Source organism: Geotalea uraniireducens (assembly GCF_027943965.1).
Classification (GTDB): domain Bacteria; phylum Desulfobacterota; class Desulfuromonadia; order Geobacterales; family Geobacteraceae; genus Geobacter; species Geobacter uraniireducens.
This window is the reverse complement of the sequence record NZ_AP027151.1, coordinates 955,700-970,252: the sequence shown is the minus strand read 5'-3', so window position 1 is coordinate 970,252 and position 14,553 is coordinate 955,700. Positions and strand designations below refer to the sequence as shown.

Here is a 14,553-nt window from a genome sequence, read left to right as displayed (position 1 = left end):
CCAGATGTGGGAAGTGGTGCCAGCAGGAGGCGGCAGTATAGGCGAAATCGCCCGATTTGTCAAGGTGACGGGGAACCAGCGCCGGCGCAGCGCCCGCAGAGGGGCGGAGCTAGGAGGGATCGACCCGGGCCGGCCAGAACCGGCGTTCCATCTCCAGAAGCAACGGCTCGAGCGAAGCCGGGTCGGCGGCAGAGATCATAATGGCCCCGTACTGGCGCGACAGCTGGCGGATCTTCATGAAGATCAACGGATTCCGCTGCTTGAGGCCGGTCAGCAGGTCGGCCTTGTTGAAGACCACCAGGCGCGGTTTATCGCCAAGTTCCAGCTCATCGAGAATCGTCTCCACCTGCCGGATCTGCTCCTCGACCCGAGGGGTGGCACAATCGACGAGATGGAGAAGGAGATCCGCGTCCTGCAACTCTTCCAGGGTCGACTTGAACGCCCCCATCAGCGAGGCGGGAAGGGAGCGGATAAAGCCGACCGTGTCGGTGACGATCACCTCGCGCTCCCGGGGAAAGCGAAGCCGGCGGGTCGAGGTGTCGAGGGTGGCAAACAGCAGGTTTTCGGTGAAGACCTCGCTCCGGGTAAGGGCATTGAGCAGGGTCGACTTGCCGGCGTTGGTATAACCGACGATGGAGACGATCGGCAAGCCGGCCCGGACCCGCTTCTGCCGGCGCTGCTGGCGGCCGCGCGACAATTCTTCCAGCTCCCGCTCCAGTTTGGCGATCCGGTCGCGGATTCGCCGCCGGTCAGTTTCCAGCTTGGTCTCCCCCGGCCCGCGGCCGCCGATCCCCCCCATCAGCCGCGACATCTGCACCCCGCGGCCGGTGAGCCGCGGCAGGAGGTACTTCAGCTGGGCCAGTTCCACCTGGACCTTGCCGTCGAGACTCTTGGCCCGGCGGGCGAAAATATCGAGAATCAGCTGGCTCCGGTCGATGACCTTCAGTTCGGTCAGTTCGGAGATGGAACGAACCTGGGCCGGGGTAAGCTCCTGGTCGAAGATGAGCAGAGTCGCCCCAAGTTGCAGCGCCCGGATCACCACCTCGCGCATCTTCCCCTCCCCCATCAGGTAACGGGGGTTGAACTCGCGCGGGCGCTGGATGATCGCATCGAGAACCGCCACGCCAGCAGTGCGCGCCAGCTCTTTGAGCTCGTCAAGGGAATCTTCGGCCTCTTCCCGCTCCTGGCGGGTTGCCGAAACGAGGATCGCCCGCTCCTCTCCCGCCGCCACCTCCCGGGCCGCCGAGAGTGACGACTCCAGAGAACGCTCCAGGGTAGAAATGAAGGCAGCAAAATCCATCCGGAAGGTGGCAAACGGCTCCGCCGCCTCGACCCGGTAGGGATGGCCGCTGACGTCCGAAGGCGTCAGGGCGGCGGTCTGGATAGCCAGGAGCCGGTCGTCGGCATGGAGCTGGAGGATGGCCATGATGTCGAAGCGGAGGAGGGCCAGGTCGGTCAGGTCGTCCTCGGAGAAGGACTCCCCTTTCAGGTGGGTATGAACGAAGCGGAGCCCCCGCAGCAGGCGGCGCCCCAGCGGGTAGTCGGCCAGTTCCGGGATGAACAGCCCCCGCTCGTCACCGATAATGACGTACTCGACCGCGCCGTGGCGATTGATCAGGATGCCGACCTGCCGTCTGATATCCCGGGAAAGCTCTGCCAGCCGGCCGGCAAGTTCGGCGGTGATCAGTTGGTCGGGCGGAACGCGGCGGCGGTACAGCCGCTCCAGGGCGGAAATCTGGCTCGGCTTCAGCCCGGTGAGATTGCCATGCAGCTGTTTGATCGAATGCTCCTTACCAAGGAGGGAAGCGGGGACGCCGGACGGACTGCTCGTCCGCCCGGTGCCCGCGCCCGCAATAGTCTACAAACCGATGATATTATAACCGCTGTCGACGAAATGGATTTCGCCGGTGACGCCACTGGCCAGGGGACTGCAAAGATAGAGCGCGGCGCCGGCTACTTCGTCCTGGGAGATGTTCCGCCGCAACGGTGCCTTCTCGGCCACATGACCGGCAATCTGGTTGAAACCGCCAACCCCGGCAGCCGCCAGCGTCTTCAGGGGCCCGGCGGAGATAGCATTGACCCTGATGCCGTCGGTGCCGATCGACTCGGCAAGATAGCGGACACTGGCTTCGAGAGCCGCCTTGGCGACCCCCATGACGTTATAGTTGGGGAAAACCTTCTGGGCACCGTAGTAGGTCAGGGCAAGCGCGCAACCGTTCCGCTCCTTCATCAGCGGATAAGCTTCCTTCATCATGGCAATGAACGAATAGGCACTGATATCCAGAGCAAGGGAGAACCCCTCGCGGGTGGTATTGAGGAACGACCCTTTCAGCTCGTCCTTGTTGGCAAACGCCACCGAATGGACGAGAATGTCAAGCCCGCCCCAGGCCTTTTCCACTTCGGCAAAGGTCGCGCGGAGATCGCCATCGTTGCGCACGTCGCACGGCAACACCAGCTGCGCCTGCAGGCTTTCGGCCAGCGGGATTACCCGCTTGGCCACCGTCTCATTGGCATAGGTGACGGCCAGTTCTGCCCCTTCGCGCTTGAACGCCTGGGCAATCGCCCAGGCGATACTCTTCTCGTTGGCAATCCCGAAAATGATCGCCTTTTTCCCAGCCAGAAGCCCCATTTATTCCTCCGGAAACATGGATGGTTTCGTGATGATCCGCGGCACGACGCACCGGCGCCGGGAGGCGGAAGCTGCCGGCGATAGTAATAAAAAAACCTTTTTTTGGCAAGACATATGCCCAATTTGTGGTAAATGAGAAGGGAGAGGGCATCATGATTAACTCCTACCGCGAGCTGATTGAGGAAAGCGAGCAACTCGGCAGCCTGGCCGACGTCGATGAAGTCGTCAAGAACCTTGCCCGCTTGCTACGCAAGCTGGTGAAGAGCAGATGGATAGCCGTCTATTTTTTCGACCGGGAGCGCCGCGACTTCGCTCCCGCCCGCAGCTACGGCCTGCCGGCCCGTTTTCTGCCGATCTTCCGCGAAATGCCGCTGGCCCCCGACAAGATTCCGCTCATCAAGGGGATGATCCGCAAGAAACAACACCTGCTGCTGACCGATCCGGCCTCCTCGGAACTGCTGCCGCCGAAGCTCCGCAAACTGCTCCGCAACCTCTACCTGCTGGCGGTGCCGATGGTTGCCCGCAACCAGGTTATCGGGGCGGTTTTCATCGCCCGGACCCGCGAACTGCCCCCCTTTTCCGACGACGAAACCGCCATCATCCGCGACCTGGTCTCCCATGCCGCCCTTGTCACCTCCCACATCCAGCTCTTCGACGAATCGCTGGACATGGCCATTGACCTGGCGGGCCGGATCGACATCATCCTAACCCTCGATGAGATCAACAAGGCGATCTCCTCCTCGCTGAGCCGGGACAAGATTATGGAAACGGCCATGGCCCAGATCGAGCGGATCATCCGCTGCGAATTCGTGGCCATTCTGCAGGTGGAAAGCGACAAGCTGGTGGTTATGGCCTCCCACGGCGAACAGCTGCCGGTCCCACCGCTTTTGCAGGCCGGCTCCAGCCTGGGCGGCGGTCGGAGCACCGCTTGGAAGGCCTTCCAGACCGGGCGGAGCGCCAGCATCGCCTATCTCGAAAAATCGCGGGATCCCTCGCCGGTCGACAAGGCACTGCTGGCTGCCGGCATCAGGTCGCTGGTCGCCATCCCGCTAGTGGCAAAAGACGAAATCAAGGGGGTGTTACTGCTCGGCGACACGGAACCGGGAGCCTTCGCCCGCCAGGAAACCTTCACCATCGAGAAGATCGCTTCCCAGATGGCGGTGGCGCTGGAGAACGCCCGTCTTTACGAAGACATGCGCAGCCTCTTCATCAACACCGTGGCGAGCCTGGCCAATGCGATCGACGCCAAATCTCCCTGGACAAAAGGCCATTCGGAGCGGGTAATGCGAATCGCGGCACGGCTGGCCGCCGAGATGGGACTGTCGGAAAGCATGATCGAACAGGTGAGACTCGGCGGGTTGCTCCACGATATCGGCAAGATCGGCGTCATCGAGGCGGTGCTGGAAAAACCGGCCGCCCTCTCGGAAGACGAATTTCCGCCCCTGCGACTCCATCCCGAGAAGGGGGTGGCTATCCTCACGCCGATCTCACAACTGAAAGAGGTCTTGCCGGCGATTCTCTACCACCACGAGCGGTACGACGGCACCGGCTACCCGAAGCAGCTCAAGGGGGAAGAGATCCCTCTTCCGGCCCGGATCGTGGCGGTCGCCGACTCGTTCGACGCCATGGTTTCAGAACGGCCGTACAAGAAGGGATTTACGGTCCGCGAGGCGCTGCGAGAGCTGCGAAGCTGTGCGGGGACTCACTTCGACCCGCAGGTCGTGGAGTGTTTTTGCCGCTACGTAGAGCGGGTCATCGCCAAGGGGGAAGAAGACCATCTGCGGGAGAATTTCCGGATGGTCGCCGGGGCATGACGCCGGCACCGCGGCAAAGCGCCACGGATTAATCGGTCGGTTCGACCGGCTCCCCAGCGGCACCGGCCGCCGGCAGGGGCGTTGCGGCAACGGCACCGGCGGATTCAGCGGCCGCGGCCTGCCGTGACTCAAGAGCGGCAAGACGCTGCTCGACCCCTTCAAGCAGGACCAGCATCCGATCGACTTTCCCCTTGATGGCGAACAGCACCAGCGGCATCACCAGCCAGACCACCGCCAGGAAGAAACCGATAATCCCCATCATCACCATGAACCCACCAACCAGTTCCATTGTGCCTCCCGGGCCCATCGCCGGTTCCCGTCCGGCAACGCCGGCAGAGAACTCGCTCATGCATCGAGCAGCAGGGTAATGATCGCCGGAGCAAATGTCAATCACCCTCCCCGAGGGGCCGATTCCTCAAAAAAACTGCTTGCCTTTTTCCTTTCACATGCTACTATGCCTAAATTTTAAGCACCATACCGCCACTATAGACAGCAGCATAATGATAACAAGCTTTTCCATCGGTTCTTTGTCACTGGCCAACAACCTGCTGCTCGCCCCCATGGCCGGAATCACCAACCTGCCGTTCCGTCTGCTCTCCCGGGAGCAGGGGGCGGCCCTCTGCTTTACCGAAATGGTGAGTGTCAACGGCCTGGTCCGGGAAGGGAAAAAATCTTTCGAACTGCTGCAAAGCACGGCAGCAGACCGCCCGCTCGGCATCCAGCTGTTCGGCGACGACCCGGAGCTGCTCGCCGAAGGTGCCCGGCTCGTGGAGCCGTACGGCGACCTGATCGACATCAATATGGGATGCCCGGTGCGGAAGGTGGTCGGCAGCGGCGCTGGCAGCGCCCTGCTCCGGGAGCCGGCCAAGGTTCGCGCCATCGTCAGGGCGACCCGTCGGGCGACGCGCCTGCCTTTGACGATCAAGATTCGCAGCGGTTGGAGCGGCGATGAGAGCAATTTCCTGGAGATCGCCCGGATCGCCGCCGACGAGGGGTGCGATGCCATTACGCTCCATCCGCGGAGCCGGGCGCAGATGTTCGACGGTCACGCCGACTGGGCAAAAATCGCCGAACTGAAGCGAGCGGTCGCCATTCCGGTCATCGGCAGCGGCGACCTCTTCACCCCGGACGATGTCGTCGCCATGCTGGCGGAAACCGGCTGCGATGCGGTGATGGTGGCCCGAGGCGCCCTCGGCAACCCATGGATCTTCCGCGAGGTCCGGCAACTGCTGGCGGGTGAGCCCCCCTTGCTCCCCACCGTCGAGGAGCGGCGGCAGCTTGCCCTGCGTCACCTGGAGCTGTTTACCGACCTTGCCGGCGAACGGGTAGCGGTACGGGAGATGCGCAAGCATGTTTCGTGGTATTCCCGCGGCATCGCCAGCGCCGCCCAGTTCAGGAAGCAGATCAATTCTATCGAGGGCAAGGAAGCCCTCCTCGAAGCACTGAACCGCTTCTTTACCGCGGAGGCGGCATGACCATCCGGGACAAGAGCCAGGAGTTTTACGCCAACATCATCGACAGCGTCGGCGATGGCGTCATCGTCATCGACCTGGGGGGAACGGTCTCCCTGATGAACCCGGCTGCCGAGGAGATTACCGGCATTTCCCGGCGCCAGGCCCAGGGAACGCTGTTCGCCACCCTGCTCAAGGGGGAGACGATCCTCCTGGAGATGGTCGGCAAGACCTCGGCCACCGGCATGACCATCGTCGACTACGAGAACATCGTCCTCAAGAAAGGGAAGCACCTGACGCCGGTCTCCGCCACCACCTTCCCGCTGCTGCTCCAGAACGGCGAACCGATCGGCACGATCCTCGTCCTGCGGGATCTGACCAACATCCGCGAACTGGAGGAGGCGGTCCGGCACGCCGACCGGCTGTCGACGCTCGGCACCCTCGCCGCCGGGCTCGCCCACGAGATCAAGAACCCGCTGGGGGGGATCAAGGGCGCGGCCCAGCTGCTCGAACTGGAACTCCCCGCCGACAGCGAATTGCGCGACAACGTCCGGGTGATGATCCGGGAAGTGGAACGGGTCAATCGGATCGTCGAGGAACTCCTCGGCCTCGCCTCGCCCCGGCGGCTGCAACTGACCAAGGTCAACCTGCATAAGGTGCTCGGCGACATCATCACCCTGCAGAAACGTTCGGCCCAAGGGAAAAACATCACCTTCCAGCAGCAATTCGACCCGAGCATCCCGCCGATCCTGGCCGATGAGGGGCTGCTGACCCAGCTGTTCCTCAACCTCGTCAAGAACGCCGAAGAGGCAGTCGATGAGGGGGGAATGATCAAAATCGTCAGCCGGGTGATTTCCGATTACAGCATGACCCAGAAAGGGGAACGACGCTCCCGGATGGTGGCCGTCGAGGTAAGCGACAACGGCCCGGGGATCGGCAAAGAGCAGTTGGAGCACCTGTTCACCCCTTTCTTCACCACCAAGGCGACCGGCACCGGACTCGGCCTCGCCATCTGCCAGAAAATCGTCTCGGAACACCGGGGAATGATCAAGGTAGAGTCGCCGCCCGGCAAAGGAACGACCTTCACCGTGATGGTGCCATTAATTCAATAGGGCGGCAGTCCAGGGCCGGGAGCGGAGCGAGCGTCCCCCCGGCCGACCGGCTGCTGCCCGATTTTCGAGGTTTTATTCTATGTCATTGAATCGCATTCTGGTTGCCGACGACGAAGAAAGCATGCGCTGGGTCCTATCAAAGGCCCTCAGGAAAAAGGGGTTTACCGTTGACCTCGCCCGGGATGGCGAAGAAGCCCTCCGCCAGATCCAGGCCGGCGATTACGACCTGGCCATTCTCGACATCAAGATGCCGGGAATTACTGGACTCGATCTCCTCGATCGGGTGCGCGAGTTGAAGAGCGACCTCCTGGTGGTAATCATGACCGCCGAGGCGAGCATGAAAAACGCCGTCGAAGCGATGAAGCGGGGCGCCTACGACTACATAACCAAGCCGTTCGATCTCGACATCATCGACGCGATCATCGAGAAGGTGAGCAAAGCCCGGGAATTGACCGCCCAGATGTCGATCCTCCGCGAAGAGATCAAAGAGCGGTATCTGCTCGAAAAGACCATCGTCGGCAACTCGGTTGCAATGCGCGAAGTCTACAAGACCATCGGCAAGGTGGCGCCAAGCGATATCACCGTCCTTATCCAGGGAGAATCGGGGACCGGCAAGGAGCTGATCGCCCGGGCAATCCACTTCAATTCGAAACGGATCGGCAAACCGTTCATCGCCCTCAACTGCGCGGCAATCCCGAAAGAACTCCTCGAATCCGAACTCTTCGGTTTCGAGAAAGGAGCGTTCACCGGCGCCGTCGAACGGAAGCTCGGCAAGTTCGAGCAGGCCAACGGCGGGACGCTGTTCCTCGACGAGATCGGCGACATGCCGCTGGATCTCCAGGCCAAGATCCTCCGGGTTCTCCAGGAGAAGGAGGTGACCCGCACCGGCGGCAGCCAGAATATCGCCGTCGATGTCCGGATCGTCGCGGCGACCAACCAGAATCTCGAAGAGCAGGTACGGCAGAAGCAGTTCCGCGAGGATCTCTACTACCGGCTCAACGTAGTGCCGCTCCAGCTGGTGCCGCTCCGGGAGCGGAAAGAAGACATCCCGCTGCTGGTCGACTACTTTCTCGGCAAGACCTGCACCGAGCTGGAGGTCCCGATCAAGAAATGCGCTCCCGACACCATGAACCTGCTTGCCGCCTACGATTGGCCGGGCAACGTCCGGGAACTGGAGAACACCATCAAGCGGGCGGTCATTCTCTCGTCTGACCCGCTGCTCACCCCGGCCGACTTCCCCGGGCTGCATATCCAGCACAAAGGGGGACCGACCGCCGCCGACGAGCTCTCCCTTGAGGCCCTGGTCGACATGAAGCTGCGGGCGAGCCTGACCAATCTCGACAAGATGGAGAGCGGCGACATCTACAACCTGGTGCTCAAACAGGTGGAACGGCCGCTGATCCGCTTCGTCCTGGAAAAAACCCGCAGCAACCAGGTGAAGGCCGCGGAAATTCTCGGCATCAACAGGAACACCTTGCGGAAGAAGATCCAGGAGCTGGCGATCGATATCAGGAAGGACTAACGACAAATATCCGGGAGGTGGTTTATGGGCGTGATGGACAAGTTCTTTCTCGACAGGAATCAGGCAGTGCTGGTGGTCATCGACGTGCAGGAACGGCTTTGCGCGGCGATGGACCAGGAGGTGCTCGGCCAGCTGACCGCCAATACCGGCATCCTGCTGGAAGCGGCCCGGGAGCTGGGAATCCCGGTTCTGGCCACCGAACAGTACGTCAAGGGCCTCGGTTGCACCCTGCCGGAACTGCGCGACCGTTTTGCCGGCCCGGCCTACGAAAAAATGACCTTCAGTTGCTGCGGCGATCAGTCGTTCCTCAACCGGCTCGCCGAACTGGGGCGCAAGCAGGTGATCATCACCGGTATGGAAACCCACGTCTGTGTCCTGCAGACGGTACTGGAACTCCTGGAGCGCGACTACCGCGTCCACCTCGTCCGGGATGCGGTGATGAGCCGCCGGCGGGATAACTGGTTTATCGGCCTCGAAACGGCGCGGGATGCCGGAGCGGTAATCACTTCCACCGAAGCGGCCCTCTTCCAGCTCCTGCGGGTGGCCGGCACCGACGAATTCAAAAAACTGTCGAAGCTGGTCCGCTGACCTTGCCGCCACTCAAGACAACAACGCCCCGCCGGAATCCCGACGGGGCGTTGTTATTTTTGACCCGGCGCGTGACCGGTCGACCTTTACCTTGGAATCAGAAGTGGAAGGCCAGCTTCACGGCAATACCGTTAATCAGCGGGTCCTGCTGCTGGGTGATCCGCTTGAGCTGTTCCTGCCCCTCGTCCTCGGGGAGAAGATTGTTGTAACTCACATCGACGGAAACCCCGCCGACAGCCAGCGAGACGTCACCATCATCATTGGGGACGAGGGCAAATAACTTTTTCTCGGCCGGCAAACGCTGGGGCACGGATTCATTCAGCAGTCGCCCCGCCTCCCGGCGCGGCACGGTTCGCTTCAACACCAGGGCTTCGTCCCCCCGGGCACTGCCAGGGTTCGCCATCACCCCGCCCAGTCCCGTCACAATCAGGATCGCCATCATCCCCCACCGACACCCGCGCCCGTACGTGCCCATTGGTCTCTCCTCGCGCCGGATACCCCTTCCCGGCGGCAGGGCGCCATCTTAGGCGCAAAAAAAGCCGGGGCCGGATATCATTGCGTGACATTTCGGCAACCCGGCTGTCTCAGGGAGACCCTGTGGGCTTTCCGCCCCATCCTCGCGGATGGTTTAGTATTATCGTCTATCACCTGCTGCTGTGTGTCAGTAAAGATGCAAGCACCATACCACCAACCAACCATAGTGTTACAAAAATGAAACCGCCCGGCGAATGGGCGTTCACCGGGCGGGGCAAGAAAACGATGCCGGCGGCGGTGACGGAAACCGTCGCCGGCGACCCAAAAAAGGTCGCCGTCAGGCGGTCAATCTCCGGGCAATGACGTCATGGTTCAGCCAGATGGCCGGGGCGGCCGGAGCCCAGGAATAATCGAACATCAGCCGGCCGACCGCCTGGAAAACCGCCCGCGACAGGACCGCGCAGACGATCTGTTTCGGGTCGGCGTTCATCGCCATCAAGTCGCCCGACGCGGAGAGCATCAGCGCCGCCTGCTCGGCGGTATTATGCTGCGGCCACTCCTCGTAGCGGGCAAAAGCGGCCAGCTCGGGAGAGGCAAGATATTGTCCGGCCTTCGCCAACAGGGCTTCGACCGTCTCCCCCTCTTTGAGCAGTTGCCGGCACTCCTGCCAGAGCGCCTCCGCCGCCGGCCCATCCCCCTCTTGCCGCAACGCCGTCAGCAGTGGATAGAGGGATATCTCCACCCCGAGAAAGAGAGCGCTGGAATTGGTCTGGATTTCGGGCGAGTTGAAGACCGTCGCCTTCACCCCCGCCTGCCAGGCCCGGGCGGCGGCCTCTTCCAGGCGGATCTTCGCCCACCCCTGCAGGTAGGGGGTGTAGGATTGCCAGCGGTAGTCGCCGCCGATCAGTACTTCACAGCCATGATAGCCGAAGGCGGTATAGGCGACGCGCCCCCCTGCCCCTTCGACCCGGCCGCGGAGCGCCGCAGTCGCCTCGATCAGTGCCGCGAAGGTATCGGCGGTGACCTCGTCGAAGCTGAGCGAGCAGAGCTGGCCGACATCGGACTGCCAGAAGGCGGCCGAGGAGAGATAGCGGTCGCCCTGGCCCTTGAAGACCCGGTTGAGGATCGGCATCAGGGTCCGGACGCGGGGAATGCCGCCGGCCATGGTATGGGCGATGAGCAGGTTCGCCCCCGCCGGCACCAGCTGCTCCAGCTCGGCAACAAAGGCAGCCAGGTTGCCCCGGAACCGGCCGATCCCGAGCTGACGCGACTCTTCCACCGCCGCCATATCGAGGGCCGTTTCCGCAACCGTCTCGGGTTTGACTCCCTTGAGCTGGTCGACCGGGGTCAGGCCGTTGCCGGCCGGTTCGAGGTCGAAGCCGGCCTCCAGCGGAACATTGATGATTTGGCCGCCGAGATTGGCCTCGGCCTCTGCCAGTTCCTCGGCGGTCAGCGGGCGCAGCGGGCCGTTGTTGTCCCGGCGGCCGACGGTGGCACCGATGATGGTCATGCCGGCGTTGCGCGCCTCGTCGACGACACCGTTGGCGTAGCCGCGGCCGAACAGCTCACCAAAGAGGACGAAGACGTCGTTCTGCGAATAGCCGGCGGCAGCGGGGAGCTGCCGGAGGGGAGTGTATGGGGTCATTGGTTTATACCTCGATGAATGATTATGCAGGGGCGCCCCCCCGTGGCCGCCCTGTCCGGGTAGGCTCTGATTGGGCAGGCACAGGGACCTGCCCCTACGCATGCGATCTTGAGAATGGGAAGCCTGGGCGAATACAAGATTCGCCCCTACTCCTTTTCTTCGACGTCGACGATCACACCGCGGCCGAAGCAGACACCCCGTTTGGCGCCCTTGATGAAATCGAGCAGCTCGCGGACGTCATCGGTAATATGCAGGGTCCGCTCCGCTTCGGCCAGGGCATTCTGCATGTTCAGCCCGGCCAGGAAGAGCAGCTTGAAGGCATTTTTGAGCGCCCTGATCCGCGACTGGTCGAAACCGTTCCGCCGCAGCCCCACCAGGTTGAGCGCCTTGACAGTATGGGTATCGTCCATGATGCAGAACGGCGGCACGTCGCGCGAAGTGCGGGACAGCCCGCGCATCATCGCGAACCGGCCGATCCGGACGAACTGGTGGACAACACAGTTGCCGGAGATGATCGCCCGGTCCTCCACGACCACATGGCCAGCCAGAAGCGCCCCGCCGGCGAGGATGATATTGTTTCCCACCTCGCAGTTGTGCGCCACGTGGGACTGGACCATCAGGAAGTTGTTGTCGCCGATCACCGTTTTCGTCCCCGGCCGGTTCCCCCGGTGAACGGTCGCATACTCGCGGATGATGTTGCCGTTGCCGACGATCGTGTAGCTCTCCTCCCCCTTGTAGCCGAAATCCTGGGGATCGTGACCGACGATGGCACCGAAATGGATGGTGTTGTTCTCGCCGATGGTGGTCCAGGGGCCGACAACGGCATTGGCCATGATTGTGGTGCCGCTGCCGACGCGGGAGTGGTCGCCGATGGTCACGTTGGGGCCGATCTCGGCGTCGGGAGCGATGGTGGCGGTGGAGCTGATGCGTGCTGTCGGATCGATCATATGAACCTCGTTCGGGAGGGAGCCCGGAGCCCGGGGAGTCGGACTCGTCTCAGTATTCGTGCTGCTTATCCAGGTTTTCGAAACGGGTGAATTCGCCGTTGAAGAGCAGGTTCACCGTGCCGATCGGGCCGTTACGCTGTTTGCCGATGATGATCTCGGCGTCCTTCTCGTGCCCCTTGGTGCAGGAGCCGTCCCGCTTCTTGCAGTCGTCGCAGTAGACGGCATCGCGGTAGACGAACATGATCACGTCCGCATCCTGCTCGATGGCCCCCGACTCCCGCAGGTCGCTCATCATCGGGCGTTTGTCGGTCCGGCTCTCCAGGGAGCGGTTGAGCTGGGAAAGGGCCACCACCGGCACATCGAGTTCCTTGGCCAGGGCCTTGAGCGAGCGGGAGATCTCCGAGATCTCCTGCTGGCGTGACTCGACCCGGGCGCCGCCGCGCATCAGCTGCAGGTAGTCGACAACGATCAGCCCCAGCCCGTGCTCCGCCTTCAGCCGCCGCGACTTGGCCCGCATCTCCATGATCGGGATCGCCGGGGTATCGTCGATGAAGAGTTTTGCCTTGGAGAGCTTGTCGGCACCGCTGGTCAGCTTGTGCCAGTCGGTATCGATCAGGTGCCCGGTCCGGAGCCGGCTCGCATCGACCCGCGACTCGGAGCAGAGCAGCCGCATCACCAGCTGTTCCTTGCTCATCTCCAGGGAGAAGATGGCGGCGGGCGCCGGCGAATCGGCATGGGCCGCGGCATACTGGGCGATGTTGAGGGCGAAGGCGGTCTTCCCCATCGACGGGCGGCCGGCGATGATGATCAGGTCGCCGCGCTGGAAGCCGGCCGTCATCTTGTCCAGGTCGTAATAGCCGGTCGGGACGCCGGTAACGTGCTCCTTCTTCTCGTAGAGGGTTTCGATGTGGCGGAAGGTATCCTTGAGGATCGCCCCGACCGGGGTAAAGGCGGGGCGGAGCTTGTTGTCGGAAATCTCGAAGATGCTCTTCTGGGCGCTGTCGAGCAGTTCGTCGACGGTGGTCTCGGCGTCGTACCCCATGGTGACGATTTCGGTGGCGGCGGTGATCAGCCGCCGGGAAACCGACTTTTCCTTGACGATCTTGCAGTAGTAGGCGATGTTGGCCGCCGTCGGCACGTAATCGACCAGGGTGGCGAGATAGGCGGCGCCGCCGATTTCCTCCAGCTCGCCGTGCCGCTTCAGCAGATCGGTGAGGGTGATCAGGTCGCACGGCTCGCTGCGGCTGGAAAGCTCCACCATCGCCCGGAACAGCTTACGGTGGGATTCGCGGTAGAAGTCTTCGGCCTCGATGATCTCCAGGGTGCGGTTGATCGCCTCGTTGTCGAGGAGAATGCCGCCGAGGATCGACATCTCGGCTTCCAGGCTCTGGGGGGGAATTTTTCGCAGATCGACGACGGACATGGGTTTCCTGAAAGATAAATCTGGCACTGACCGGCAGGAGGAAGTTACTATACCTTGCTTGCCAGGCGTGGTCAATCGTTTTGACCTGTCAAGCCAATCATCTGAAACTGCGAAACTTTTCCGGAGAATCCCATGCCCGAGCTCCCCGAAGTCGAGACCACCCGGCGCGGTATCGCCCCCCACCTGACCGGTCGGACCATCGTCGCCGTCGTCGCCCGAGTCGCCAAACTCCGCCAGCCGTTCCCTGCCGGGCTTAACGAACGCCTCGTCGGGCGGACGATCACCACCGTCGAGCGTCGTGCCAAGTACCTGCTGCTCCGCTGCGACTGCGGCACGCTACTCATCCATCTCGGGATGTCCGGCTCGCTACGGATCGTCCCCACGACACAGCCAGCGACAAAACACGATCACTTCGACCTGCTGCTCGACAACGGAACCAGTCTCCGCTTCCGCGATCCGCGCCGTTTCGGCCTGGTGCTCTGGACGGAAGACGATCCGTTCACCCTGCCGCCGTTGGCCGGCATCGGTCCGGAACCGCTCACCGACGTCTTCGACGGCCACTATCTGCAGCGATGCGGCGCGAAACGGCGACTGGCGGTTAAACTGCTGGTGATGGACAACCGGGTGGTGGTCGGGGTGGGAAACATCTACGCCAACGAAGCTCTCTTCCGGGCAGGCATCCGGCCGGACCGACCGAGCGCCTCGCTCGATGCCGACGACTACCGGAAGCTCGCGGCTACGGTCAAGAGCGTTTTACTGGAGGCGATCGCCGCAGGCGGGACCACGCTGCAGGATTTCACCGACAGCGACGGCGCGCCGGGCTACTTCGCCCTCCGCCTCGCCGTTTACGGCCGGGACGGCAAACCCTGCCCCACCTGCGGCACCCCGATCAGCCTGAGCCGGCTGGGAGGGCGGAGTACTTTCTTCTGCGCCCGCTGCCAGGAATGA

13 protein-coding genes and 1 riboswitch are annotated in these 14,553 nt (G+C 62.8%); of the genes, 6 read left to right on the top strand and 7 right to left on the bottom strand.

All coding sequences use genetic code 11. The features are described from left to right. Nucleotides 1-109 precede the first annotated feature (109 nt). Both hflX and QMN23_RS04655 read right to left on the bottom strand, forming a co-directional pair. Entirely contained in the window at nt 110-1,750 is a 1,641-nt protein-coding gene (hflX, locus tag QMN23_RS04660; RefSeq protein WP_282003813.1) for a GTPase HflX, read from the bottom strand. A gap of 108 nt (nt 1,751-1,858) precedes the next feature. Then, on the bottom strand, nt 1,859-2,629 hold the full coding sequence (locus QMN23_RS04655; RefSeq protein WP_282002168.1) for an enoyl-ACP reductase FabI: 771 nt from the start codon (nt 2,627-2,629) through the stop codon (nt 1,859-1,861). Nucleotides 2,630-2,781: 152 nt separating this feature from the next. Between QMN23_RS04655 and QMN23_RS04650 the strand changes: the two genes are divergently transcribed. Beyond that, on the top strand, nt 2,782-4,443 hold the full coding sequence (locus tag QMN23_RS04650; RefSeq protein WP_282002166.1) for an HD domain-containing phosphohydrolase: 1,662 nt from the start codon (nt 2,782-2,784) through the stop codon (nt 4,441-4,443). A gap of 28 nt (nt 4,444-4,471) precedes the next feature. On the opposite strand, the gene QMN23_RS04645 is transcribed toward QMN23_RS04650, so the two are convergent. Further along, complete coding sequence (locus QMN23_RS04645) at nt 4,472-4,732, bottom strand: hypothetical protein (RefSeq protein ID WP_282002164.1); 261 nt, start codon at nt 4,730-4,732, stop codon at nt 4,472-4,474. Nucleotides 4,733-4,943: 211 nt separating this feature from the next. On the opposite strand from QMN23_RS04645, the gene dusB reads away from it, so the two are divergent. From dusB to QMN23_RS04625, 4 genes are all read left to right on the top strand, one after another. Further along, on the top strand, nt 4,944-5,918 hold the full coding sequence (gene dusB, locus QMN23_RS04640) for a tRNA dihydrouridine synthase DusB (protein ID WP_282002163.1): 975 nt from the start codon (nt 4,944-4,946) through the stop codon (nt 5,916-5,918). Further along, nucleotides 5,915-7,006, top strand: coding sequence for a two-component system sensor histidine kinase NtrB (locus tag QMN23_RS04635; protein WP_282002162.1), 1,092 nt, complete (start codon nt 5,915-5,917; stop codon nt 7,004-7,006). The genes dusB and QMN23_RS04635 overlap by 4 nt, the downstream gene beginning before the upstream one ends. A gap of 79 nt (nt 7,007-7,085) precedes the next feature. Next, nucleotides 7,086-8,528 carry a sigma-54-dependent transcriptional regulator gene (locus tag QMN23_RS04630; RefSeq protein WP_282002161.1) on the top strand — a complete coding sequence of 481 codons (1,443 nt, stop codon included), beginning with the start codon at nt 7,086-7,088 and terminating at the stop codon, nt 8,526-8,528. A gap of 24 nt (nt 8,529-8,552) precedes the next feature. Further along, nucleotides 8,553-9,116 (top strand): hydrolase, encoded by a 564-nt coding sequence (locus QMN23_RS04625; RefSeq protein WP_282002160.1) that lies wholly within the window; start codon nt 8,553-8,555, stop codon nt 9,114-9,116. 97 nt (nt 9,117-9,213) lie between these two features. On the opposite strand, the gene QMN23_RS04620 is transcribed toward QMN23_RS04625, so the two are convergent. From QMN23_RS04620 to dnaB, 4 genes are all read right to left on the bottom strand, one after another. Further along, complete coding sequence (locus QMN23_RS04620) at nt 9,214-9,591, bottom strand: hypothetical protein (RefSeq protein ID WP_282002159.1); 378 nt, start codon at nt 9,589-9,591, stop codon at nt 9,214-9,216. 91 nt (nt 9,592-9,682) lie between these two features. Beyond that, a riboswitch (cyclic di-GMP riboswitch) is annotated at nt 9,683-9,759 on the bottom strand. A gap of 168 nt (nt 9,760-9,927) precedes the next feature. After that, nucleotides 9,928-11,235, bottom strand: coding sequence for an enoyl ACP reductase FabMG family protein (locus QMN23_RS04615; protein ID WP_282002158.1), 1,308 nt, complete (start codon nt 11,233-11,235; stop codon nt 9,928-9,930). 146 nt (nt 11,236-11,381) lie between these two features. Continuing rightward, a complete protein-coding gene (gene lpxA, locus QMN23_RS04610; protein ID WP_282002157.1) occupies nt 11,382-12,182 on the bottom strand; it encodes an acyl-ACP--UDP-N-acetylglucosamine O-acyltransferase in 801 nt (266 codons plus the stop codon). A gap of 49 nt (nt 12,183-12,231) precedes the next feature. Beyond that, nucleotides 12,232-13,605, bottom strand: coding sequence for a replicative DNA helicase (gene dnaB, locus QMN23_RS04605; RefSeq protein WP_282002155.1), 1,374 nt, complete (start codon nt 13,603-13,605; stop codon nt 12,232-12,234). A gap of 132 nt (nt 13,606-13,737) precedes the next feature. Between dnaB and mutM the strand changes: the two genes are divergently transcribed. Beyond that, a complete protein-coding gene (gene mutM / locus QMN23_RS04600; protein ID WP_282002154.1) occupies nt 13,738-14,553 on the top strand; it encodes a bifunctional DNA-formamidopyrimidine glycosylase/DNA-(apurinic or apyrimidinic site) lyase in 816 nt (271 codons plus the stop codon).